Below are 23,770 nucleotides of genomic sequence, written 5' to 3' on the forward strand. Positions count from 1 at the left end.
TCAGCGCTTGACCTTCGCCAGGATTCGATCTGCCTCGGTACGCCAATCGGCACTGCGGGCGAACTCCTTCGTGCCCTTCGTTCCGAACAGCCCTTCATCGGCGAGATCGGCCACCCAGGCCTGCCGCTCGGCTGTGCCCTGCGCGGACCACGGCGTCAGCCCCGCCTCACGCACGGTCTCCGCGACCTCACGCACTTCCTCGGCACGCCGGCGGCCGTGCTCGATCACGCGCTGGAAGAAATAGGCGCCCTGCTTTTCCCAGTTGATCCCGGGGAACGTCTCCGCGAGCGAGGCCAGCACCGCATCCTCGACGCCGTAGGCGCGCGCGGTCGTAAAACTCTCGATGACCATGGCCTCCAGGCCCTTGATCATGATGCTGCGGCACATCTTCACCGCGGAGGACACGCCGAGCTTGTCGCTCGCGACCTTCGCGGCAAAGCCGATAATATTCAGCAGCGGCTCCAACTCTCTCGCGCCGGGGCCGCCGAGCAGCAGCGGCACCTTGATGCGGTACGGCGGCACCGAGGTCATCACCGCGCCCTCGACATAGCAACCCGCAGCGCCGTCGATCAGCGCAGCGGCGCGCTGCTTGGCGCCGGGTGAGGCCGAATTGAAATCGAGGAACCAGGTGCCCTGGTTGATCGCAGCGGCGCAGGCCTCTGCGACAGGCACCGCCTGGCTCGCGGTGACGGCGGAGATGACGAAGTCCGACTTCGCCGTCAGCTCAGCATGAGATGCTGCCAGCGTCACACCGTGTTTCGCCGCATGCTCCTTCAGCGGCGCGCTGTGCTCGCCCCCGAGCTTGATGTCATAGGCTGAGACCTTGATGTCCTGCTGGCGCAAATCCTCGGCCAAGATCTTGCCGACTTCGCCGTAGCCGACCAGCCCGATCTGCCATCGTTTCGGATCCACCATCAGTTCAATCCTCGTGTCGTGGTGTCGAACAGCTCCTCGACCGCATAGCGGCGCGGGATCAGCGCCTGCTGGAATGCGTAGTCGACGATCAGCTCCAGCGGCTTCCGGTTGGCCTCGATCCCGAACGGGACAAGGTCGGGCACTGTCGCAGGGCCCATCTGTTCCTTGTTCCGCTTGAGCAGATCATAGATGCCTGTGACCACGTCCGGGCGCGATTTCGCGAGCTGCTCGGTCACGACCACCAGATGATTGACCGGCACAACGCCCCGCCGGACGTACCATCTGGCAGCTTCGGCAGCGGGATCAGGGAATAGAGGCTTCAGCTTGGGATTGTCAGAGGTCTCGCCCAGGACGGCGTCGAGCTCACCGTCGAGCAGCATCTGCAGGATCTTCTTGTCCCTCGGGGCGCGCTCGGTGGTGTCGACATATTCGGCCACGTGCGGATCCTCGAAGGTGATCCAGCGGATCTTGTCGAGATTGACGCCGTAATCGTTGGCGAGGATGCCCCTGATCCAGGCGCCGGTCGTCGTCGTAAACGAGCGGATGCCAACACGCTTGCCTTCGAGATCCGACGGCCCGAGCGTTCCCCGCGCCGGATCATAGAGCGCATAGGAATGCTGGAAGCGGCCAAGCATGGTCGCCGGCAGCAGCGCCAGCGGCTTGCCGTGCGCTTTCGCCATCAGATAGGTGACGATCGCCATCTCGCAGACGTCGAAGGCCTGTTCGCGCACCATCGGCTTGAACGCGGTGTTGGTCGGCGTGTATTCGATGAAGTCGAGGTGGAAGAGGTCGGAACGGAGCTCACCCCTCTTCACCGCCTGGACATGGGGGTGATTGCCAAGCACGGCCTTCAGCTTGAGACGATCCATCCACCCGCTCCGGTTCGTTTCAGACGTCCTCGGGATTGTCGACATAGACGAGCCCGGCCTTCGCCAGCGCCTCGCGCATGCCGTACATGTCGAGGCCCAGCTCGCCCGAGGCAAGGCGCTGGCGCTTGCCGCCTTCATCCGCGTTGCGCTTCTTCGCCTTCTCGGCCACTTCAGCCGCATAGCGCTTCGGCACCACGACGACGCCGTCGTCATCGGCGACGACGATGTCGCCGGGATCGACATTGACGCCGGCGCAGACCACCGGGACGTTGACCGAGCCGAGCGTCGCCTTGACCGTGCCCTTGGCCGAGACCGCGCGCGACCACACCGGAAACCTCATCTCGTGCAGCGCTTTGACGTCGCGGCAGCCGGCATCGATGATCAACCCTTGCACGCCGCGCGCTTGGAGCGAGGTCGCCAGCAATTCGCCGAACATGCCGTCGGTATTGTCAGTCGTGCAGCCGACGACGAGGATGTCGCCTTTCCTGCACTGCTCGACCGCGACGTGGATCATCCAGTTGTCGCCCGGCTGCGCCAGCACGGTGACGGCGGGCCCCGCAATCGACGCACCCGGCCAGACCGGCCGCAAATAAGGCTTCATCAGGCCGAAGCGCCCATAGGCTTCATGCACGGTCGAGACGCCGTATTCCGCCATGCCGGCGGGATCGGCGCGCTCGATGTTACGAACGACGACCGGCTTCATGCCAGTTCCTCCGCAACCGTCGGGAACAGGCGCTGATAGGCCTCGCCATAAGTCATGGGCACGCCGGTGTTGCGGCTGCCCTGAATGCCGCGGTTGAGCGCGACCCGCTCGTAATAGCCCCAGAGATGCTTTTGCGCGGCGAGGATCTGGAACGCCTCGTACTTCTCCTTCCAGACCTCGTCGATCTTGAGGAGCAGATCCGGCTTGTAATTGCACTGCTCGGGCTGGTGCGGCTCGAACAGGAACACCGGCGGGGCCGAATATTTGTACTGCGCACCGGGCTTGTGACCCATGGCCTGCGCGACGACGCGGGTCTCCTGCGCGAAATGCGCCGCGTTCGGGTGGTCGAAATTATAGGGGTCTTCCAGCGCGTGAGTCAGCACGAAGCTCGGATTGAGCTCGCGGTAGATGTCGACCATGCGGTCGAAATGCGCTTCGGTCAGCTTCAACGGATAGTCGCCGCAATCGAAGAACTCGATCTCGGCCCCGAGCAGCTTTGCCGCCCGCTCCGCCTCGTTCTTGCGGCCGGCCTTGACCGATTCCAGCGTCGCGCCCTTCTCCTTCCAGGCGAACTGGCTCTCGCCGCGCTCGCCAAAGGACATGCAGACGATTTTCATGCGATAACCCTTCTTCGCATGCAGCGCGATCGCGCCGCCGGCGCGCCAGACAAAATCGCCGGGATGAGCGGTGACGACAAGACCTGTCTTCATGGGAGAAACTCCCCTCTTTCGTTTGTAGACGTTAAATCGATCATGGGCCTGTCATGCGTCGAACTCGAACAGGCGCGCCGGATTGTCGACCAGGATCTTCTGCTGGAACTCCGGCTCCGGCGCGAACAGCGGAATCAGGTCGACGAGGTCGCCGTCATTCGGCATGACCTTGACGTTGGGATGCGGCCAGTCGGTGCCCCAGATGACGCGATCCGGCGCGGTCTCGACGATCTTTCGCGCGAACGGTACCGCGTCGGTAAACGGAGGGCCGCTGGAGGATACCCGCTCCGAGCCGCAGATCTTCACCCAGCACTTCTCGTCGCGCTGCATCAGCTCGATCAGGATCCTGAACGGGAGCTGGTCGAGCCCTTCGGAGGCCTTCACCCGTCCTATATGGTCGATGGTGTAGTTCAGCGGCAGCCTGGTCAGCATGTCGGCATATTCAGGCAGGTCGATCGCATCGAAATGCAGGTCGATGTGCCAGCCGAGCGGCGCGACCATGGCGATGACGCGATCGAACACGCCCTTGTCGGGCACGCCGCCGAGATGGCGGACGAAATTGAAGCGGCAGCCACGGAAGCCGCCCTCGTGCAGCACACGGAGCTCGCGCTCGGTGATGCTGTCGTCGATATTGGCGACCGCGCGATAGGCACCGTTGCTCTGCGCGATCGCATCGAGCGCAACACTGTTGTCGGTGCCGTGGACGCTGGCATTGACGATGACCGCACGCTCCACGCCGAGCCTGGCATGCAACGCCCTGAAATCCTCCAGCGGCGCGTCCGGCGGCGTGTAGGACCGGTCAGGCGCATAGGGGTATTTCGTGCCGGGCCCGAAGATGTGGCAATGCGCGTCGCATGACAGCTTCGGCAGCTTGAACTTGGGCGTGCGCGTGTTCGGATCGGGCGGCGGAATGGTGGGCGTGTACGTCATCGTCATCACTTCAACCGCCGAGCGAGACCGCTTCTTTCAAGTCTTGCTGCCGACGACCGGCCGCCGCCGCGCCGGCGCGGCATGATCGAGCGGAGGCGCCTGGAATGCGGCAACGGTGGCCTGCACCAATTGCTCGATGGCATTGGCGGGGTCGCTGCCGTCGGCCGCGCCGCGCGACAGGCGCGAGACGCGGTCCGGCGTCACCAGCGAATAATAGAGTGCGCCGAGCAGGAAGTGGCTGCGCCAGACGATGTCGGTGCGCGGAATGTGCGGCAAGCTGTCGTGGATCGCGTCGATGAAGGCGTGGCTGGTGTCGTCAAAAGTCTGCGCGATGATTTTTCGCGCGACCTCGTTGCCCTCGGCCGACATCACCGCGCGCAGGCGCGTGAAGCGCGCCCCGCCACCGGCGAGATCGCTGCCCGAGGTGAAGGCCGGCACCACATAGGCGCGCACGATCGCCTCCAACCTATCCTGGAGATCGCGCACGCGCCTGGCGGCGGCGAGCAGCTCGGAACGGCGCAAATTCATCGGCCCGCAATGACGCCGGTAAATCTCCAGCAGCAGACCGTCCTTGGTCTTGAAGTGATAGGTGACGCTACCTGGATTGGCTCCGGCAGCCTGCGCGATGTCGCGCACCGACACGGCATTGAAGCCGTTGGTGGCGAACAGCTCTTCGGCCGCGGCGAGGATCGCCTCGCGCATATTCGGCTTGCGGGCCGTTTCCTTGCTGGTGGGCTTGCGTACCATGTGATTTGTACTATCGTACAAAAGATCAGGTCTCGTCAACAAAAACCATGGGCGGCATCCGGACGGCTCGACGACCGATGCAAGGATGCGTGCGCCCGCAAGGAGTGCTGGGAAAATGCTGGGTTTGAACAAGACAATCGGCGGATTGATGCTGGGCGCCGGCTTGCTGCTCGCGGGCAGCGCCGCGCCGGCCGCCGACAATTATCCGAGCAAGCCGGTCCACATCCTCGTGCCCTACGCGGCCGGCGGTGCGGTCGACGTGCTCGCCCGCACGCTTGGACAGGCACTGGCAAAAACCTGGGGGCAGCAGCCGGTGGTCGACAACCGTCCCGGCGCCGGCGGCATCGTTGCCTCGCAGGCGCTGACGCAGGCCGCACCCGACGGCTACACGCTGATCCTGGTCGCCAGCGGCCATCCGCTCAACCAGTTCATCTATCCGAGCGTGCCCTACGACACGTTCAAGGACTTCACCGCGATCACCGAGGTCGCTTCCTCGCCGCTCGCGATCGTCGTGGCCAAGGACAGCCCCTACAAGACGCTCGGCGATCTCCTGGCCGCTGCGAAGAAGGAGCCCGACAAGCTCTCTTACGGCATGTCCGGCAACGGCACCTCGGCGCATCTGGCCGGCGAGCTGTTGAAACACATGTCCGGCACCAGGATTGTCGCGATCCCCTACAAGGGCGGCGCACCGGCGCTGACGGCCGTGATATCAGGCGAAATCCCGCTCAGCATCAATCCGCTTGCGGAAGCGATCGGCCAGCTCGAAGGCGGTCCGGTGCGCGCCCTCGCCGTGACCTCGGCCGAACGCTCCAAGGCGCTGCCGAATGTCCCGTCCGTCGCCGAGTCCGGGGTCTCCGGCTATGACGTCTCGGTCTGGTGGGGCGTGCTTGGTCCGGCAAAAATGCCGCCGGAGATCGTGGCGAAGCTCGAAACCGATCTCAAGGCGGCGCTGCAGGATCCGAACGTGCTGTCGACGCTCGGCAAGATCGGCGCCGCTCCGGTGGGCTCCTCCGCCAAGGAGTTTGACGCCTACATGCACGCCGAGGCGACCAAATGGGAGCCGGTGCTGAAGGCTGCCAACATCCGCGCGCAGTGAGGCTCCTTGCATGAGGGGCTTCTCTGGACGCCTCGCCCGCACCGCCCTGCGGGCGGCCGCAATCATCCAGTCTTGCTGGTGCGCCCGCCAGCGCGGCGCGACGAAGGCGACGCGCGAGTAGGTCTCCGCCGAGCAAGAACGCACGACGCGGCTGCGGCAGGCTCTCGAAAACCTGCGAACGATTGGCGATCGCAGCATCGTCGATAGCCTCGATTCCATTTGCTGCAAATCAACGCGGCAACGTGGACAAAGCGTCATTTGTCATCGGGGCTGCGCTAGGCGACCAGTGTCTAAGATCGCCGGAGACCGAAGAATGAACAGACCCCTCTTGTTGACACTCCATCGCTGGATCACGCTGGTCTTTGCGCTTCCCCTGTTCGCGATCATCGCCACCGGCCTGATCCTGTCCTTCGAGCCGCTGGTGCAAGTCAGTGGCATCGGCGGTCCAGCGATCGATCCCGCGCGCGTCGTCGAACTGGTGAAGACGTACGATCCGGACAACAAGGCGCGCGGGCTTTCGATCAATGCGGCTAGCCAGCGGATGACGCTGCAAGGCCCCGGCGCACCGACGATCGATCTCGCGACCGGCGCACCCGCCGCGGCCAGCTCCGGCCTGACCGATCTCTTCCGGTGGGCGCGCGTCACGCATGAACGGCTGCTCGGCCAGGCGTGGCTGGTGACGAGCTCGACCATCGCCATGGTCACCCTGATGCTGCTCGGCATCCTCATGGGATTGCCGCGGCTGCGCAACACGCTCTCCGGATGGCACAAGGGCACGGCCTGGTTCGCGCTGCCGCTGGTCCTGTTGAGCCCGCTGACGGGCCTGTGCATGGCGTTCGGCCTGACGTTCCAGAGCGGAGCCGCTCCGGCCAGCGGCCGTCCCCTCGCCCTGCCAGACGCGATACGCATGGTCGCGGCCTCCCATGACCTCACGCACGTGATCTCGATCGGCACGCGCAGAGGCCGCGTCATGGCGCGTCTCTATGAGGATGGAGAACTACGCGCCTATGCTGTCAATTCGTCGGAGGTCACGCCGCTGCCGCGCAACTGGCCGCGCCTGATCCATGAAGGAAACTGGTCGGCCCTGATCGCCTCGCCGCTCAACGTCGTCACGTCGATCGCACTGTTGGCGCTGCTGTCCACCGGCCTCCTGATCTGGGCCCGACGCAAATTGCGCAAGCGCCGACCGCGCTCCGACCGCCAGGCCGGCGCGGCCGTTGTCGGCGCCCGCTGATCGCTCGGAGCGTCAATTGCGCGCGCTCGCCCGCATCTTCTCCGGCCGCGTGACGGGCTGCAGGAAATCGGCATCATCGTCGGCCGACGGGATCAGGATCGCGCGCTCGCGCGGCAGCGCCTCCGGCATCTCGTCGCGGATGAAGGCCACGAGCTTTTCCCTGATCTCGCAGCGCAGGTCCCACGACTGCGGCGCGTTTCTCGCGCTGACCAGCGCACGCAGCTCGATGGTCCGCGAGTCCGCGTCGATCACCTGGAGATTGACCACGGCGCCGTCCCAGAGCTTGGACTGCTTCACGGCGTCCTCCAGCCAACGCCGGATGCGCGGCACGTCGGCGCGATAGTCGACGTGGAGCGCGATGACGCCGATCAGGGATGCAGTGTCGCGGGTCCAGTTCTGGAACGGCTTCTCGATGAAATAGGACAGCGGCACCACCATGCGGCGCCAGTCCCACAGCCGGATCACGACATAGGTCGAGGCGATATCCTCCACCCAACCCCATTCGTTCTCGATGATCACGGCATCCTCGATGCGGATCGGCTGCGTGATCGCGATCTGAAGGCCCGCGATCAGGTTGCTGAGCAGCGGCCGTGCGGCAAGGCCGACGATGATGCCGGCTGCGCCGGCGGAGGCGAACAGGCTGACGCCGTATTGCCTCACCGAATCGAACGTCATCAGCGCGGTGGACACCGTGATGACGACGATGATGGTGTCGGTGACGCGCTTGAACACGCGAACTTGCGTGACGTGCTTGCGCGCGACGAAATTCTCGCTGACATCGCGGAAATTCTGCAGATAGCGCGCCGCGCTCATGTCCACGATCCGGATCGAGATCCAGCCGATCAGGGCAATGACGGCCACGACGAACAGGCGCATCAGCGGCGTGCGGATCATGTCGTCGAGCGGCGCAAGCGGCAGCACCAATGCGACGGCCGCCAGGCAAAGCGCCAGCTGGGCCGGGCCGGCGGTGCGGTCGATGAACACGCTCAGAAGCGGAAGGCGGGTTCCGAAGGCGCGCGCGAGCAGCCATACGGCGAGCCGGTAGACGAACAGCGCCAGCAAGATCGCGCCGACAACCAGGCCGAGGCCGACAAACCACGACGGTATCCAGCCGAACATCCTGTCGATGTCCGCCATCAGGGCCTGCAAATTCATCGATTGTCCCCGTCATTGCATTCGCATAGCCCGCTCAACGCCTCCCGGCCGGCTTCGCTCCCCTCTCTCGTGCAATGCAGCATTCCGCAGATGCAACCGTCGCCGAACTGCGCTAATTTGGAGCACGATGACCAGACGTACCGGCAGCGCCGATCTTCCCTTGCACACCGGACGGGTTCCGCCGTGGCTCGCGAGCCGCATGGCTTCGCTCGGATCGATCGTCACGCAGGCGATCGTGCATCATTACGGCCGGGACGCGTTCCTCCAGCGGCTGTCCCATCCATTCTGGTTCCAGTCGTTCGGCGCCGTGATGGGAATGGACTGGCACTCCTCCGGCATCACGACATCCGTGATCGGCGCGCTGAAGCGCGGGCTCGGGCCGCTTCAGGATGAGCTCGGCATTTATGTCTGCGGCGGCCGCGGCCAGCATTCGCGCAAGACGCCGGACGAGTTGATGCAGCTCGGCGACCGTGTTGGATTCGACGGCGCAAAGCTGACCCGCGCCAGCCGCCTCGTGGCGAAGGTCGACAGCGCGGCCGTGCAGGACGGCTTCGACCTCTATCTCCACGGCTTCTTCGTCACCGCCGACGGCAAATGGACGGTGGTGCAGCAGGGCATGAACGGCGACAAGCGGCAGGCCCGCCGTTATCACTGGCATTCCGAGGCGCTAAAGAGCTTTGTCGATGCGCCGCACAGCGCGATCGACGGCCCGCAGCAAGGGGAGATCGTCAATCTCACCGACCACCGCGCCGATGTCTCGCGCAACGCGCAGCTCGAGCTCCTCAGCGATCTCGGCCCCGATCGGATTCTCACCGAATTCGAACGACTCACCGGGACCCCGCCGGAGCAGCCGGCGCAGGCCATGCTGCCGCATTTGATCATGCCCGCGCATCACGATGTCCGGCCGAAGGATGTGTTCGCACGGCGCCTGCACGGCACCCTCGCCGCAGCCGCCGAACGCGGCCCGGTCGATTTCCCGGAGCTGCTGCTGACGCCCGGTGTCGGCGCGCGCACCGTGCGCTCGCTGGCGATGGTCGCCGAGGTCGTGCACGGCGCGCCCTATCGCTTCAAGGATCCCGCGCGCTTCTCGCTCGCCCATGGCGGCAAGGATCGGCATCCTTACCCTGTCCCGATCAAGGTCTACGACGAGACCATCCGCGTGCTGAAGGGCGCGATCCAGAGCGCCAGGCTCGGACGTGACGAAGAGATGCAGGCGATCAAGCGCCTCGACGACCAGGCGCGCCGGCTGGAGCGCACCGCGCACGGCCCGTCGGTCGAGGCCTACATCGCCGGCGAGCGCGCGGCCTCGCCAGATCTCGACGGCCGCTCCGTGTTCGGCTGGGAGCGCGACCTCGTCGCGGCGAAGACGTCGACGGGCTCTTGACGGCGCTTAATTTTCGGGCTCCTCGTCGTCCGTGAGCCGGTTTGCCGAATGGTCCTGATATTGCTCGGTCTGGATGAACTTGCTGTCCATTCCGCGAATGTCGGAATGTTGCGCCTTGTCGCGGTTCGACAGGATCATGTTGTCGCCGATCTTGTCCTTGGGAATATCCGTCAGCGCTCCGTTGCCTGCGCCCTTGCCGCGCGCGCCCGAACCGATATGCATCTTGCCTCCGTGGGGCATGGATTGCTCCATCATTGTTGTCAGCAATGGCCAACGCCTGCACCGCCGGGTTTGTTTCGCAGTTGCATGAGAGAACGGCGATCGCGGTTCCCTTTAACTTGCGAGCCGCCGCTCGGCATCGGAACTCCCCTGGCGCCGTTCGCCGGCATCGGCAATCACGGGTAATTTCGCAATCATGCGAATGCCCGGCCGCTTGCGCCAATGAATCTGCGAGGTCTCGACCGCGAGACCAAGCCGCGGCCAGCGTGTAAACAGGGCCTGGAGCGCGCAAGTCGCCTCGATGCGTGCGAGCTGATGTCCGAGGCAGAAATGGATTCCTGTTCCGAACGAGAGGTGACGGTTCGGCTTGCGTTCGAGATCGAGGCTCTCGGGACGATCATGCATCGCCGGGTCCATGTTGGCGGCGGCGAGCATCACCATGACGCGATCACCCTTCTTCAGACACACGCCTTCGACCTCGATGTCCCTCCGCACATAGCGCGGTTTTGAAAATTGCACCGGAGAGACGAAACGCAAGAACTCTTCCACCGCAAGCCCGGCGCGGCTCCAGTCCTGTTCCAGCCAATCGCGAAGGCCGGGATTCCTGAGCAGCTCATAGGCCGAGCCGCTGATGAGATGCGTGGTGGTCTCGGAGCCGGCTGCGAGCAGCAGAAACACCATCGAGACCATTTCATCCGGCGTGATCTGGCCACCCTCGCGCTCGACCTGGACCAGTTCGGCGATCAGGCCTTCGCCGCCCTGCACGCGCGCGGCCTGCAATTGCTGCGCGAGGTAGGCCCGCATCTTGCGAAAGGCCCACAGCAATCGAAAGAAGCTGACGACATTCGTCAGCGAGGACATCGCGTTGCCCCAGGCGATGAATTTGGGCCGGTCGGCCAGAGGCAGTCCGAGGAGCTCGGAGATCACTGCGAGCGGCAGGATGCGCGCGTAGCGCTGGACCAGGTCGGCTGGACGTCCCTCCGCGAACAGCCCGTCAGCCAAACCGTCGGCAATGGCACGGATGCGCGGCTCCATCGCGACGATGGCACGGCGGCGAAAGGCCTCGTCCACGATGCTGCGCAGCCTCGTGTGGTCCGGCTCGTCCATCGTCAGCATGTTGTTGGCGATGGTCCTGACGTAGCTCGGCATCCACCAGCGCAGACCCGCGACGTCGCCATCCTCCTTGCGCAGCGTGAAGGTGGCGCCGTCCTTCAGCACCTGTGCCGTCGCGTCATGGGTCGTGGTGATCCAGACATCGCCGACCAGGGGAAACCGCGTCGCGACGAGAGGACCGGACATGCGCAACGCCGCGATCGCCTTGGGCGGATCGCGAAAGAAGGCCTCGCTGGTGAAATCGAGGCGCGCTGTCATGGGATCACCGGAGCGGTTGGTGGCGTCTCGCCCACTTGGTGCATGACGCCGCCGGCGCAAGGGGTGGAACGTGCGCCTCTCTGACGCGGAAAAACGAGCCTACCCGCGTCCCGGTGGGCGCGGGCCGGTCTTGCGCTGCTGCTGGTTGGTATAGGCGTCCCAATGGCTCCAGCTGCCGTTGCTGAGGCTCTGCATGTCGGTGCCGAGCGGACGGCGCGTGCGCTTGTCATGATCGGCGATCACGCGCTCTGACAACGTGATCTTGCGCTTGAGTTCCGCGATCGCCTTCTGGGTCTGGCCGTTCCGCTTCGAGGAGGCGATCTCGCCCATCGTGAAGCGCGCGGTCTCCAGCGCCTTCAACTCGGCGCGGTTCTTCTTCAACTGGACCCGGTGCCAGGCGATGTTGCTGTCGCTGTCCGCAACCATGTGGGAACTCCGCTGATTCGTTCCCACAGTGTATCAAGCGCCGAATCGGCGCCGCAACGGGCCCCACGCGGCGAAAATGCGGTCTTCTCAAGCAAGAATTGCGCGTTAGCGCTCGGCAAAGGCCTTTTCGACCACGAATTGGGCCGGCTCGCCGTGATTGCCCTCGACAAAGCCGCGCTCTCCCAGGAGCACGCGGGTATCCGCGACCAGCGCCGGGCTGCCGCAGATCATGACGCGGTCGTGGGCGGCCTCCAGCGCCGGCAGGCCGATATCGGCGAACAGCTTGCCCGAGGTGATGAGGTCGGTGATGCGGCCGCGGTTGCGGAAGGGATCGCGCGTCACGGTCGGATAGTAGATCAGCTGGTTCTGAATGTACTCGCCGATCAGCTCGTCCTTCGGCAGCGTCTCGGTGATCATCTCGCCATAGGCGAGCTCCTTGACGTGACGGCAGCCGTGCAGCAGCACGACCTTCTCGAACCGCTCGTAGGTCTCGGGGTCCTTGATCACGCTCAGGAACGGCGCAAGGCCCGTGCCGGTGCCGATGAGGTAGAGGTTGCGCCCGTCCTCCAGATTGTCGATCACCAGCGTGCCGGTGGCCTTGCGGCTGACGATGATCTCGTCGCCTTCCTTCAAATGCTGGAGCCGCGAGGTCAGCGGACCGTCCGGCACCTTGATCGAGAAGAACTCCAGCGTGTCCTCGTAATTGGCGCTGGCGACGCTGTAGGCCCGCAGCAGCGGCTTCTCGCCGACCTTGAGCCCGATCATGGTGAATTCGCCGTTGCGGAAGCGGAAGGTCGGGCTGCGCGTGGTCTTGAAGGAGAACAGCGTGTCGGTCCAGTGGTGGACGCTCAAAACGCTTTCCTGATTGAAATTGCTCATCTCACCTTCCCTGTCGCTTCCAATGCGGTTCCGAGGCGGCAGCTATGCGTCGTTTGTACACGATCATTCGTATACTAATGAATAATCCTGCTTGATCCCGCGGTCAAGGCTGCCCAAGATCGAAAGCGTTGCAGTTAGGAATAAGGAGCCCCTTCCATGGCGCATGACGCACCCCAGGCCGCCGGACCCTCGAAGCTCGTGATCCGGAATATCGGCCTGATCCTGTCCGGCGCCCTGGAAAAGCCGATCCTGGATGGCGACACCATCGTCGCCGAGAACGGCAAGATCACCGCGATCGGCCGCTTCAAGGACGTCGACATCGAAGGCGCGACCACCATCGTCGACGCCCAGGGCACCACGGTGGCGCCGGGCCTGATCGACAGCCACGTCCACCCCGTCGCGGGCGACTGGACGCCGCGCCAGAACCAGATCAACTGGATCGACAGCTATTTGCATGGTGGCGTCACCACCATGATCTCGGCCGGCGAGGTTCACATGCCCGGCCGGCCCCGCGACGTCGTCGGCCTGAAAGCGATGGCCATCTTCGCCCAGCGCGCATTCTGGACCTTGCGTCCGGGCGGCGTGAAGGTTCACGCCGGCGCGCCCGTGATCGAATGCGAGATGGTCGAGGAGGACTTCAAGGAGCTGGCCGCCGCCGGCGTCAAGCTGCTCGGCGAGGTCGGCCTCGGCGGCGTCAAGGACGGCCCGACCGCGCGCAAGATGGTCGGCTGGGCGCGCAAATACGGCATCCAGAGCACCATCCACACCGGCGGCCCCTCGATCCCCGGCTCCGGCCTGATCGACAAGGACGTCGTGCTGGAGGCCGACACCGACGTGGTCGGCCACATCAATGGCGGCCACACCGCCCTGCCCGACGACCAGATCCGCTGCATTTGCGAGGGCTGCAAGCGCGGTCTCGAGCTCGTGCATAACGGCAATGAGCGCTCCGCTCTGTTCACGCTGCGCACCGCGCGCGAGATGGGCGATCTGCACCGGGTCATTCTCGGCACCGACGCGCCCGCCGGCTCCGGCGTGCAGCCGCTCGGCATTTTGCGCATGGTCTCGATGCTGTCCTCGCTCGGCGAGCTGCCGGCCGAGATCGCGTTTTGTCTCGCCACCGGCAACACTGCCCGGATGCGCGAACTCGATTGCGGCCTCATTGAAGTGGGGCGATCCGCCGACTTCGTCATCATGGACAAGGCCCAGCACTCGCCCGGCAAGAACATCCTGGAGAGCGTCCAGCTCGGCGACCTCCCCGGCATCGGCATGACCATCATCGACGGCATCGTGCGCACCCAGCGCAGCCGCAACACCCCGCCCGCCGGCAAGGTGCCGGAGGTGGTGGCGAAGTGACGCAGCCGGAGCGGCACGCCGCTCCGCACGCCCCTCGATGGCGTTGAACAAGTCTGCGGCCTGCTGCGTCTAACGCAGGCAGCCCTCGGTGGCGGCAGTTCATTGCTGGACCATCGAGGGAAACATGAAGAACTCATCGCGAATAGCCGTCGGCGTTGCCGGCGCGGTGGCGGGCTATCTCGCGACCTTTGTGCTGTTGTCCCTGTTCGATTTCGGCAACCGCGCGGACCCGATCACATCGGGTCTGCTCGGACTGTTTGTCTACTCCCCCATCGGCGCGATCGCCGGCGCGGTGTTCGCCAACTGGCTGGTGAGGCGTTCAGGCGAGGACGCAGGCAGTGGCAGCGTCGCGGGCAACAGCCTGAAGTCTCTCGGCGTCGTCGTCCTGCTCTGCGTCGCCGGGATCGGCATCTACATTGCCTACGCCTATGCGATTGCGACACCCTGGCTCAACCGCAACGGCGGCAATCCCCTGCTCGTATTCGAGGTCCGTTTTCCGGCCGGGGTCACTGTGCCCACATCAGCACAGGGCATCACCATCGAATTGCAGACCGACCTCAACACGATGCCGGGCGAAGTGACCCCGGCCGCCTTCCATCGTGACGGCGACCAGCCCGTCATCGCGGGCGAAGTCGAGCTCGCGTTTCGAACCTCGCACCGGCAGCTCGCCGTCAATGTCGAAGGCCAGCCGAACCGAATCTATCCGATCGACTTGACGGCCCGGGCGCCGCATACGCCAGAGTTCGGGACCTGGCGGCGGCTCGCCGACGGCAGCGAAATCCGCTACCGCGCCAAATGGCCGGGTAGGACGTAAGCGTTCGAGATCAGCGCTTCTTCTTCGCGATCTCACAACGCACATAGGTCTGGCGCTTGGCCTGCCCGACCGGTCCGTTGTCCATCACCAGCTTGCCGTCCGTTGCGATGGAGACCCGGGGATTGGAGCGAAACTTCTCGCCCTCGCCTTCGCAGGCGAGCTTCATTTTCCAGCCGAGCTTTCCGTCGGCGGTGATCTCGCTGGCGCGGCACCGCGTCTCGTACCAATACATCCGATTGCCGCCTTCTATGCTCATGCGGTTGGGGCTGTCGTCGTCGCGGCAGTCCTTTTTGGTGGACGCCCAGAAGCCTTCGTAGGGCTGCGCGGCAAAGGCAGGCGCGCTGCCCGCCAGCGCCGCGCCGAGAGTGAGAACCATCGTAAGCTTCGCCGCGACTCTCATGACTAAAACCTCGACAGATCCTTCATCGAGGTTAGTCGCCCGTCTCCGCACCTTGTTCAACTGCCGTAGGGTGGGAAAAGCGACTTGTCCGCCATAGCTCGAAGCGACGGCGGAAGCGTGCCCACCATTGAGAAGTGGTGGGCGCGGCGCTTCGCGCCTTTGCCCACCCTACGAGACCGTCTACGGCACCCTCACCGCAGCTTGTTCAACAGCGCCATCAGCATCTCGCGCTCTTTCGCGTCGAGCGGCGCCAGCGTCTCGCGGGTGATGGCGAGCGCATTCGGCGCGACCTTTTCCGAAAGCTGCTGACCGGCGCGCGTCAGGCTGACCAGCAGCCGCCGACCGTCCTCGGGATCCTGGCTGGTCTCGGTCAACCCGCGCGCCGTGAGCCGATCGATCACGCCCTTGATGGTCGCGACGTCCATCGCCGTCAGCCGGCCGAGCTGGTTCTGCGAGCACGGCCCGGTCTCGGCGAGTTTCGACAACGCCGCCCACTGCGTCGGCGTCAAATTGGTGCCGATATCGCGGGAGAAGATCGAGCTGTGGCGCTGCCAGACCTGGCGCAGGATGAAGCCGACCTGCTCGTCGAGCACGTAAGGCGGTTTTCCCGGTTTGACGCTCTTCTTGGCCGTGACGCTTCTCGCCATCCGCTCGCTGCCCCTCCCTTTGCCTCACAACGACAGATGCGCGTCGCGGATATCCGGACGCGCGTCGAGCTCGGCCATGGTGCCGCCGAAGCAGATGCGGCCGCGCTCGATGATATAGGCGCGGTCGGAAATCAACCGCGCGAAATGCAGATTCTGCTCGGAAACGACGATGCTGACGCCCTCCTTCTTCATGGTCAGGATGGCGTCGACCATCTGCTCCACGATCTTCGGCGACAGGCCCTCCGAGGGCTCGTCCAGCAGCACCAGCGACGGATTTCCCATCAGCGTGCGTGCGATCGTCAGCATCTGTTGCTCGCCGCCGCTCATGCGGCCGCCTGGGCGGTTCTTCATCTCGCCGAGATTTGGAAACAGCGCAAACAGCTTTTCACGCGTCCAGTAGGGCGCGTTCGGGCGCTTCGGCTGCTTGCCCACCTCGAGATTTTCCTCGACGGTCAGGTCGGTGAAGATACGCCGCTCCTCCGGCACATAGCCGAGCCCCTCGCGCACGATCTCGTGGGTCGGCTTGGACGAGACGTCCTTGCCCTCGAACATGATGCGGCCGGTTCGTTGCGCGACCAGGCCGACGATCGAGCGGAACGTCGTCGACTTGCCGGCGCCGTTGCGCCCGAGCAGCGCAACCACCTCGCCCTCGCCGACCTCGAAGCCGATGTCGAACAGGATATGCGCCGGGCCATAATGGCTGTTGAGGCCCTCGACGGTGAGCTTCATATTGAGGCTCCCTCGCGATGGCGGGCATCGTAGACCAGGCCCTCGCCGAGATAGACCGCCTGCACCTGCGGATTGCCGCGCACCTCGGCTGGCGTGCCCTCCGCGATCAGCGTCCCTCGATTCAGCACGATGATGCGGTCGGCGTGCTCGAACACCACGTCCATGTCGTGCTCGGTGAAGAGCACGCCGATCGACTTCTCCCGCGCAATGCTCGCAGTCAGCCGCATCAGGTCGACCCGTTCGCGCGGCGCCATGCCGGCAGTCGGCTCGTCCATCAACAGCAGCTTGGGCTGGTTGGCGAGCGCCACCGCAAGCTCAAGCCGCTTGAGGTCGCCATAGGCAAGCTCGCCGCAGGGCCGATCGGCATAGCCGCCCATGCCGACCAGCTCGAGCAGACGGCCGGCCTCGCCGCGGTCGAACTTCGGCGCCGAGCCGAACAGATTGAACAGCTGCTTCCCGTGCGAGATCAGCGCGACCTGCACGTTCTCGCGCACGGTCATGGTGGCGAAGGTCGCGGTGATCTGGAAGGTGCGCCCGACCCCAAGACGCCAGATCTCGCGCGGCTTCTTGCCGGTGGTCTCTTCGCCGAGCAGGCGGACTTGCCCGGTATCAGGCTTGTTCTGGCCGTTGAGCATGTCGAAGCAGGTGCTCTTGCCGGCGCCGTTCGGCCCGATCAGCGCCAAAATCTCGCCGGCGCGCAGCGAGAACGAGACGCCGCGCACGGCATGGATGCCGCCATAGGATTTGGTCAGACCTTCGACCGCAAGAAGTGGGGGTGCGACACTCATTCGGCAGACTCGATCGGCTTGGCGAGCAAAGGTGATCCCGGCGGCGATGCCTTCCTGCGACGCTGCGCCAGCATCTCCAGCATGCCGACAATGCCCTTGGGGAAGACGACGACAATCAACACGATGAAGCCGCCGAGCACGAGTTTCGACAAATCGGTCTGGCTGACCAGCCAGATGTTCAAGGCCTTGTAGACGATCGCGCCGATCACCGCGCCGGACACCGTCTCGACACCGCCGAGCAGCACCATCACCAGCGCATCGACCGAGAGCGAAATGCCGAGATTGTCAGGGAAGACGCTGCCCTTGAGGTAGGCGAACAGCGCGCCGCCGATGCCGGCAGTCGTGCCTGCGATCACGAAGGCGGTCCACTGGATGCGCTTGGCATTGATGCCGATCGCTTCGGTGCGCAGCAGCGAGTCGCGCGTGGCACGGAGCGCGTAGCCGAACGGCGAGAATACCATGGCCCGCAGCGCGATGGTCACCAGCGCCGCAACGCCGAGCGCCAGCCAATAGAAGTGCGACGGGCTCGCCGCCCACTTTTCCGGCCAGACGCCCAATATGCCGTTGTCGCCGCCGGTGACGCTCACCCACTGGAACGCGATCGACCAGACGATCTGTGCGAAGGCGAGCGTCAGCATCGCAAAGTAGACGCCGGAGAGCTGCACGGCGAAGAAGCCGAACACGGCGGCGCCCATGCAGCCGAGCAGCGGCCCGAGCAGCAGGCACACGATCATCGGCAGCCCCGCCATCTTCGCGAGGAAAGCGACACCGTAGGCGCCGAGGCCAAAATAAGCGGCATGGCCGAAGGACGCGAGCCCGCCGACCGACATCAGGAAGTGCAGGCTGACGGCGAAGATGACGAAGATCGCGATCTCCGAGCCGACGGTCAGCGCATAGTTGCCGGCGAACAGCGGCAGCGTCGCTGCGATCACGAGCGCTGCAAGCGCGGCCAGCCGCTCGTTCGACGTCAACGGCCGCCACGGATTGACGGTGAGCCCCGGCGTCTTGCGCGCGGGCGCCTCCGGCTTGCCGAACAGGCCCCAGGGTCGCACGATCAGCACCACCGCCATCACCAGGAAGACCAGGATGATGGAAATCTTCGGGAAGATCAGGATGCCGAAGGCATTGAGCTCGGAGACCAGCACGGCCGCGACGAACGCGCCGACGATGCTGCCGAGGCCACCGATCACGACCACGACGAACACCTCGACGATGATGCGCAGATCCATCGCGTGATGGACGGCATCCCGCGGGATCTGAAGCGCGCCGCCCAGCGCGGCGAGGAAGACGCCGACCGCGAACACCGACGTGAACAGCCATTTCTGATTGACGCCGAGCGCTGCGACCATGTCGCGGTCCTGCGTCGCCGCGCGCACCAGGACGCCCCAGCGCGTGCGCTGGAACAGCAGCCAGAGAATGCCGAGCACGACGGGCCCCAGCACGATCAGGAACAGATCGTAGCTCGGGATGTTCTGGCCGAAGAAATCGATCGCCCCCCTGAAGCCGGGCGCACGGCGGCCGACGAGATCGTCAGGCCCCCAGATCAGCACCACGAGATCCTCGACCATCAGGGTCAGGCCGAAGGTCGCGAGCAGCTGGAACAGCTCCGGCGCGTGATAGATGCGGCGAAGCAGCACCATCTCGACCAGCACGCCGATCAGTGCCACGGCAATCGCGGCCAGCACCATGCTGCCCCAGAAGCCGAATGCGCCCGACAGGCGCTCCGTCAGCGTGAAGGCAATGTAGGCGCCGATCATATAGAAGGCGCCATGCGCGAAATTCACGATCCGCGTCACGCCGAAGATGATCGACAGGCCCGAGGCCACCAGGAACAGCGACGCCGCGCTGGCGAGACCGGTCAGAAACTGTACGACGTAAAAGGCCATCGGCGGTCCGGGTTCGGGGAAGTCGTAGGGTGGGTCAGCGCGGCGTAACCCACCACCTTTTCTCGTGTGGCGCCGAAAGTGGTGGGTTACGCCGAGCAGATGCGCTTTGCGCATCTGCAGGGCTAACCCACCCTCCGGCAGCGGCGATCAATCCTTCGGACGCAGCTTCTCGACTTCGGCATCGCTGGGCAGGTAGTCCGCGCCCTTCTTGTAGGACGAATCCACCATCACGCCCTTGCCGTCCTTCAGCGCGGTCTTGCCGACGAAGGCACCAAGCGTCGACTGATGGTCGATCTTGCGGAAAGTGATCTCGCCGAATGGCGACGGCATGGAGATCCCCTCCGCCGCGGCGATCAGCTTCTCCGGATCGCTCGAGCCCGCCTTCGCCAGGATCGCGGCGGCCGCCTTGATGGTCTGGTAGCCAACGATCGAGCCGAGGCGGGGATAGTCGTTGTACTTGGCCTGGTACGCCTTCAGGAACGCGTCATGCTCGGGCGTCTTGATCGAGTACCAGGGGTAACCGGTGACGATCCAGCCCTCGGGCGTCTCGTCCTTCAGCGGATCGAGATATTCCGGCTCGCCGGTCAGGAACGAGACCACCTCGCGCCCCTTGAACAGGCCGCGGGTGTTGCCTTCGCGCACGAGCTTGACGAGGTCGGCACCGAAGGTGACGTTGAGGATCGCTTCGGGATTGGCGGCGGCAACAGCCTGCACCACGGGACCTGCGTCGATCTTGCCCTGCGGCGGCCACTGCTCGTCGACCCACTGGATGTCAGGGCGCTTCTCCGACATCAGCTTCTTGAACACCGCGACCGCCGACTGGCCGTATTCGTAGTTCGGCGCGATCGTCGCCCAGCGCTTGGCCGGCAGCTTTGCGGCTGCTTCCACCAGCATCGCCGCCTGCATGTAGTTGGAGGGACGCAGGCGGAAGGTGTACTTGTTGCCCTTCGACCAGGTCACGGCATCCGTCAGCGGCTCGGCCGCGAGGAAAAACACCTTCTTCTGGTTGGCGAAGTCGCTGACGGCAAGGCCGATGTTCGACAGGAACGTACCCGTCAGCATCGCGACACCTTCGCTGGACACCAGCTCATTCGCCGCGGTCTGCGCGTCCGCCGGCTTGCCGCCGTCGTCCTTGGAGATCACAACCAGCTTCTTGCCGTTGATGCCGCCGGCCGCGTTGATCTCTTCGACCGCGAGCTGCCAGCCCTTGCGATAGGGTTCGGTGAACGCCGGCAGCAGCGAATAGCTGTTGATCTCGCCGATCTTGATGTCCTGCGCCAGGGCCGAATGAGCCATGCCGCTCGCCAGAAGCGCGAAGGCCGCGCCGACGATGTAATTTCTTGCTCGCATCCCAACCTCCAGTTTTTGAGTTCTATGTCTCGATCACGATCTTGCCGGAGAAGCTGTGCCCGCATCTCCGGATCATGCCTTATCTCAGACCGTCCTCGCCCTTGACTTCCGCGACCGTGAGCCCGCCGACGCGCGGCAGCGGACGGCCGCTGTCGGTGACGGCGACCGCGACCATGATCTCGTTGGCGCGCGGCGCATCGTTGATCTGCACCTCCATGCCGTCGAAATGGCTGCGCACGAACGCGGCATCCTTGTGCCCAAGCGGGATGTCGAGCGTCGTGCCCGGGCCGCTGCGCTTCTTCGACGACGGGATCAGCGCCGCGCCCTTGCTCAGAACTTTCCGCACCGGCGCGCCCATCTTGGGATGGAGGATCGCAGCGGCATGCTCCAGCTCGCCGTTCTCGCCGACGGCGGCGGCCTTGCCATAGCTCTGCGCCTTCGCGCCATCGATGCCGAGCGCCGCCACCGCGCGCTTCGACAGCAGTTCGCCGAGCTCCTCGCCGATCGCGATCAGCGGCGAGAGATCCTCGACATATTGTCCGGCAAAGGGATTTTCGATGACGGCGATCGCAGCCGCGCGCCGGGTCGGCGGCGAGACCTGGCGGCCCATCTCCATCTGCGTCTCTTCGACGACGGTGACGATCTTGCGGATGATCGCGCTCATGTTTCGCTTCCCTGTTCAGGCAACCGCGTTCTCCAGCACAAGCGGGCGCGATCGTCGCTCTTCTATATCCTTGGGTCCGATGACAAGCATATCACCACAAAGCTGCAAGACGGCCCCCTCGATCAATCCGCGATCGAATAATTGCCGTGCACATTCCGCGCCACATTCGAGCGCGGCCGCGATCTCGCTCTGCGACAATTCACCGACGCCGCGAGTCACGAGGCGCTCGCCGAGATCGCTGTCGGGCTGCAGCTCGTTTGCGGGCGCCCGGATGATGGCCGGATGCCCGGGCAGATCGACAGCGTTGGCTATGACCGTCGCAGCCGCATCGGCCTGCGAGGCCGTTGCCGCCAGCACTGTCACGGCGTCCGCTATCCCGAGCGAAAAGCTGCGGCCGTGGCGCCCGCTGGTCGCGATGCCCCGCACGGGATCATCCGCATCCACCCTGATCGTCCGCATCACGCCAGCGCGATCGGGTCGGTCCATCAGGCCGACCGAGAAATGCTCGCCCTTGCCGAGATGGAGTGCGATGTCGCCACCATTGTTAACATAAGCCTGATCCAGCGATGTCACGTCGAGCATAGCGCCTAGGATCTCCTCCGCCACGCTCCCGGCAACAGCCGCCATCGGCGTGATGAAGCAATCGGAGGCATAGGATGCGACCGCGGCGTGCATCCGGCGCGCCACCACGCCCTTCAACGAAGTTCGCTTCCCGGCGGCCGTCCGCAGCTCCGGCAATTCGGCGCAGAGTTCGTCGAGCAGTCCGGTGAAGCGGCGCGCAGCCGCCTCATACGCTGCACGCACATCGTCCGTGCACCCCCTCGCCTCAACGACCAGATCAATCGGTCCATCCTGCAAATGCAGCCGCCGGCCATCAGACAGCAATGCGATTTGCGGGAGCCTTGTCATGCCCGAGGCCCCGGGATCGGGTTCTGCCATGGCAGTTGGCGAACATCGTCGCCATTCTGGACCTCTGAGAGCGGCTTCACGTAATCCATGTGCCCGCCGAGCGCGGCATAGTCGGACAGCTTCATCGTGAACTCGATCGGCGCAACCAGCGCCGGCGTCGGCACGTAGCCGAACGCGCCCGCCGGCATCTGCGTCACGTCGACCATGTAGGTGATGCCGCCGCCCGGCCAGACATAGACCGGCGCGCCGCCGCTGGTGACGCGCGTCAGCGCATCCTTCACCGAGCGCGTCAGCCGCACCGGGTTGTCGGTGACGCCGGCGCGCAGTGAGCCACCGGCTCCGGCCATGAACAGCACCGTGCACAGCGCCGGCTCGCAATTCTCCTGGATGCGCTCGACCGAGAATTTCAGGTCGTCGGGCATCTCGGTCTCGACCGGCTTCAGGGCCTCGTCGAGCACGTAGTAAGACGAATGCTCGCCGGTCGTGGAGACCATCAGCATCGAGAGACCCGGCTTTGCTTCCTTGGCATCGAACGGCCCGAGGATCGCCAGCGGATCGGAGATGTCAGTGCCGCCCCAGCCCGTGCCGGGATCGGCGACCTGGAAATAACGGCCGGGCGTCGAGCGGCGGCCCTTCATCTTGATGCCGGTGTCGGCGATGTCGAGCAGCTTGCCGGCCTGATGCTCCGAGAGCACGCCGGTGATGTGATCATCGACCACGACGACCTCGTCGACCTTGCCGTGCCACTGCTTGGCGAACATGCCGATCGTCGCCGAGCCGCAGCCGACCCGCATGCGCTCTTCCTTCATGCCGTTGACGATCGGCGGTTGGCCGGCCTGGACGATGACGCTCGCGCCGCCGTCGATGGTCAGCTCGACCGCCTTGCAATTGGCGAGATCCATCAGCGTGTCGCAGGTGACGCGCCCCTCCTTCTTGGAGCCGCCGGTGAGATGATGCACGCCGCCCAGCGACAGCATCTGCGAGCCGTATTCGCTGGTGGTGACGTGGCCGACGGCCTCGCCCTGCGCACGGACCGTGGCGGTCTCCGGCCCCAGATAGCGATCGGTGTCGATCTTCACCTTGATGCCGCAATAGGAGAAGATGCCTTCGGTGACGACAGTCACCATGTCGACGCCGTCGACCTCCGCGGAGACGATGAAGGGCGCCGGCTTGTAGTCGGGATAGGTCGTGCCTGCGCCGATCGCTGTCACGAAAGTCGAAGGTTCATGGACGATCTTGCCGTCCCAATCTTCGGTGCGGCTGAACGGGACCAGCTTGCCGCCATGCGAGACCGTGCGCTCCAGGATCACGTGCGGATCGACGCGGACGAGCTTGCCGTCGTGGTTGGCGTAGCGATCGCAGGCACCCGCCGCGCCCGGCTTGATGTAGCACATCACCGGACACGCATCGCAGCGGATCTTGTCGATAGCAGCGCTCGTCGTTTCCATCACCATGTCAGAGCCAGCGAGACCGCGGTTATCATTCGTATACGAACGATGGTGCGCGCGCCCCGGATGGCTGTCAAGCGGCGGTGCAGCGCAAAAGATGCGGCTGCTGCATAAAACCTCATTTGCCTATCCGCTCTGTCCACA

At 64.9% G+C, this 23,770-nt stretch carries 25 protein-coding genes; 5 read left to right on the forward strand and 20 right to left on the reverse strand.

What is annotated here, in order from left to right; genetic code table 11:
* The 6 genes from AABA84_RS23500 to AABA84_RS23525 are packed head-to-tail and all read right to left on the reverse strand — an operon-like array spanning position 1 to position 4,874.
* Positions 1 to 915, reverse strand: a complete 915-nt coding sequence (locus tag AABA84_RS23500; protein ID WP_445083421.1) for a DUF1932 domain-containing protein — start codon at positions 913 to 915, stop codon at positions 1 to 3.
* Positions 915 to 1,784: a hypothetical protein gene (locus AABA84_RS23505; RefSeq protein ID WP_338313334.1), complete on the reverse strand. Its 870-nt coding sequence runs from the start codon at positions 1,782 to 1,784 to the stop codon at positions 915 to 917. Before AABA84_RS23505 ends, AABA84_RS23500 begins: the two co-directional genes overlap by 1 nt.
* 19 nt (positions 1,785 to 1,803) lie before the next feature.
* Positions 1,804 to 2,487, reverse strand: a complete 684-nt coding sequence (locus tag AABA84_RS23510) for a 4-carboxy-4-hydroxy-2-oxoadipate aldolase/oxaloacetate decarboxylase (protein WP_212246607.1) — start codon at positions 2,485 to 2,487, stop codon at positions 1,804 to 1,806.
* On the reverse strand, positions 2,484 to 3,197 hold the full coding sequence (locus tag AABA84_RS23515) for a PIG-L deacetylase family protein (protein WP_338307125.1): 714 nt from the start codon (positions 3,195 to 3,197) through the stop codon (positions 2,484 to 2,486). Before AABA84_RS23515 ends, AABA84_RS23510 begins: the two co-directional genes overlap by 4 nt.
* Positions 3,198 to 3,248: 51 nt before the next feature.
* Positions 3,249 to 4,133, reverse strand: a complete 885-nt coding sequence (locus AABA84_RS23520) for an amidohydrolase family protein (RefSeq protein ID WP_338313336.1) — start codon at positions 4,131 to 4,133, stop codon at positions 3,249 to 3,251.
* A 30-nt stretch (positions 4,134 to 4,163) separates the two neighbouring features.
* Complete coding sequence (locus AABA84_RS23525) at positions 4,164 to 4,874, reverse strand: TetR/AcrR family transcriptional regulator (RefSeq protein WP_338313338.1); 711 nt, start codon at positions 4,872 to 4,874, stop codon at positions 4,164 to 4,166.
* A gap of 115 nt (positions 4,875 to 4,989) precedes the next feature.
* Between AABA84_RS23525 and AABA84_RS23530 the strand changes: the two genes are divergently transcribed.
* Together AABA84_RS23530 and AABA84_RS23535 are read left to right on the forward strand one after the other, a co-directional pair.
* Positions 4,990 to 5,970 (forward strand): tripartite tricarboxylate transporter substrate binding protein, encoded by a 981-nt coding sequence (locus AABA84_RS23530; protein ID WP_338313340.1) that lies wholly within the window; start codon positions 4,990 to 4,992, stop codon positions 5,968 to 5,970.
* Between the two features lie 313 nt (positions 5,971 to 6,283).
* The gene (locus AABA84_RS23535; RefSeq protein WP_338313343.1) at positions 6,284 to 7,204 is read left to right on the forward strand and encodes a PepSY domain-containing protein; all 921 of its coding nucleotides are present in this window, start codon (positions 6,284 to 6,286) and stop codon (positions 7,202 to 7,204) included.
* A gap of 12 nt (positions 7,205 to 7,216) precedes the next feature.
* Here the strand turns inward: AABA84_RS23535 and AABA84_RS23540 are convergent, their stop codons facing one another.
* Complete coding sequence (locus AABA84_RS23540; protein ID WP_338307130.1) at positions 7,217 to 8,359, reverse strand: mechanosensitive ion channel family protein; 1,143 nt, start codon at positions 8,357 to 8,359, stop codon at positions 7,217 to 7,219.
* Between the two features lie 127 nt (positions 8,360 to 8,486).
* Between AABA84_RS23540 and AABA84_RS23545 the strand changes: the two genes are divergently transcribed.
* Positions 8,487 to 9,743, forward strand: coding sequence for a DUF763 domain-containing protein (locus tag AABA84_RS23545; RefSeq protein WP_338313345.1), 1,257 nt, complete (start codon positions 8,487 to 8,489; stop codon positions 9,741 to 9,743).
* Between the two features lie 6 nt (positions 9,744 to 9,749).
* Here AABA84_RS23545 and AABA84_RS23550 read toward each other — a convergent pair whose 3' ends face one another.
* The 4 genes from AABA84_RS23550 to AABA84_RS23565 all read right to left on the reverse strand — a co-directional run bounded on the left by AABA84_RS23550 (position 9,750) and on the right by AABA84_RS23565 (position 12,638).
* Positions 9,750 to 9,983, reverse strand: a complete 234-nt coding sequence (locus tag AABA84_RS23550) for a hypothetical protein (RefSeq protein ID WP_338313347.1) — start codon at positions 9,981 to 9,983, stop codon at positions 9,750 to 9,752.
* A gap of 93 nt (positions 9,984 to 10,076) precedes the next feature.
* The gene (locus tag AABA84_RS23555; RefSeq protein ID WP_338313349.1) at positions 10,077 to 11,333 is read right to left on the reverse strand and encodes a cytochrome P450; all 1,257 of its coding nucleotides are present in this window, start codon (positions 11,331 to 11,333) and stop codon (positions 10,077 to 10,079) included.
* A gap of 99 nt (positions 11,334 to 11,432) precedes the next feature.
* Complete coding sequence (locus tag AABA84_RS23560; RefSeq protein ID WP_212246624.1) at positions 11,433 to 11,759, reverse strand: hypothetical protein; 327 nt, start codon at positions 11,757 to 11,759, stop codon at positions 11,433 to 11,435.
* Between the two features lie 105 nt (positions 11,760 to 11,864).
* The gene (locus AABA84_RS23565; RefSeq protein ID WP_338307133.1) at positions 11,865 to 12,638 is read right to left on the reverse strand and encodes a ferredoxin--NADP reductase; all 774 of its coding nucleotides are present in this window, start codon (positions 12,636 to 12,638) and stop codon (positions 11,865 to 11,867) included.
* Positions 12,639 to 12,794: 156 nt separating this feature from the next.
* On the opposite strand from AABA84_RS23565, the gene AABA84_RS23570 reads away from it, so the two are divergent.
* Positions 12,795 to 13,991: an amidohydrolase family protein gene (locus AABA84_RS23570; protein ID WP_038946333.1), complete on the forward strand. Its 1,197-nt coding sequence runs from the start codon at positions 12,795 to 12,797 to the stop codon at positions 13,989 to 13,991.
* Between the two features lie 124 nt (positions 13,992 to 14,115).
* Entirely contained in the window at positions 14,116 to 14,805 is a 690-nt protein-coding gene (locus AABA84_RS23575; RefSeq protein ID WP_338313350.1) for a hypothetical protein, read from the forward strand.
* Between the two features lie 10 nt (positions 14,806 to 14,815).
* Here AABA84_RS23575 and AABA84_RS23580 read toward each other — a convergent pair whose 3' ends face one another.
* The 9 genes from AABA84_RS23580 to AABA84_RS23620 form a co-directional block, all read right to left on the reverse strand.
* The gene (locus AABA84_RS23580) at positions 14,816 to 15,205 is read right to left on the reverse strand and encodes a hypothetical protein (protein ID WP_338313351.1); all 390 of its coding nucleotides are present in this window, start codon (positions 15,203 to 15,205) and stop codon (positions 14,816 to 14,818) included.
* A gap of 191 nt (positions 15,206 to 15,396) precedes the next feature.
* A complete protein-coding gene (locus tag AABA84_RS23585; protein ID WP_338313353.1) occupies positions 15,397 to 15,852 on the reverse strand; it encodes a MarR family winged helix-turn-helix transcriptional regulator in 456 nt (151 codons plus the stop codon).
* A 24-nt stretch (positions 15,853 to 15,876) separates the two neighbouring features.
* Positions 15,877 to 16,581: an ABC transporter ATP-binding protein gene (locus AABA84_RS23590; RefSeq protein WP_212246634.1), complete on the reverse strand. Its 705-nt coding sequence runs from the start codon at positions 16,579 to 16,581 to the stop codon at positions 15,877 to 15,879.
* Positions 16,578 to 17,369 (reverse strand): ABC transporter ATP-binding protein, encoded by a 792-nt coding sequence (locus tag AABA84_RS23595; protein ID WP_212246636.1) that lies wholly within the window; start codon positions 17,367 to 17,369, stop codon positions 16,578 to 16,580. The genes AABA84_RS23590 and AABA84_RS23595 overlap by 4 nt, the downstream gene beginning before the upstream one ends.
* Positions 17,366 to 19,255, reverse strand: a complete 1,890-nt coding sequence (locus AABA84_RS23600; RefSeq protein WP_338313355.1) for an ABC transporter permease — start codon at positions 19,253 to 19,255, stop codon at positions 17,366 to 17,368. The genes AABA84_RS23595 and AABA84_RS23600 overlap by 4 nt, the downstream gene beginning before the upstream one ends.
* Before the next feature lie 147 nt (positions 19,256 to 19,402).
* Positions 19,403 to 20,605, reverse strand: coding sequence for an ABC transporter substrate-binding protein (locus AABA84_RS23605; protein ID WP_338313356.1), 1,203 nt, complete (start codon positions 20,603 to 20,605; stop codon positions 19,403 to 19,405).
* A gap of 79 nt (positions 20,606 to 20,684) precedes the next feature.
* Positions 20,685 to 21,269, reverse strand: coding sequence for an amino acid synthesis family protein (locus AABA84_RS23610; RefSeq protein WP_018320970.1), 585 nt, complete (start codon positions 21,267 to 21,269; stop codon positions 20,685 to 20,687).
* Between the two features lie 15 nt (positions 21,270 to 21,284).
* Positions 21,285 to 22,178 (reverse strand): UPF0280 family protein, encoded by an 894-nt coding sequence (locus AABA84_RS23615; RefSeq protein ID WP_338313357.1) that lies wholly within the window; start codon positions 22,176 to 22,178, stop codon positions 21,285 to 21,287.
* The gene (locus AABA84_RS23620; protein ID WP_212246642.1) at positions 22,175 to 23,632 is read right to left on the reverse strand and encodes a 6-hydroxynicotinate reductase; all 1,458 of its coding nucleotides are present in this window, start codon (positions 23,630 to 23,632) and stop codon (positions 22,175 to 22,177) included. The genes AABA84_RS23615 and AABA84_RS23620 overlap by 4 nt, the downstream gene beginning before the upstream one ends.
* Positions 23,633 to 23,770: the final 138 nt, after the last annotated feature.

It is taken from the genome of Bradyrhizobium sp. TM239 (genome assembly GCF_036247985.1).
GTDB classification, from domain to species: domain Bacteria; phylum Pseudomonadota; class Alphaproteobacteria; order Rhizobiales; family Xanthobacteraceae; genus Bradyrhizobium; species Bradyrhizobium ottawaense.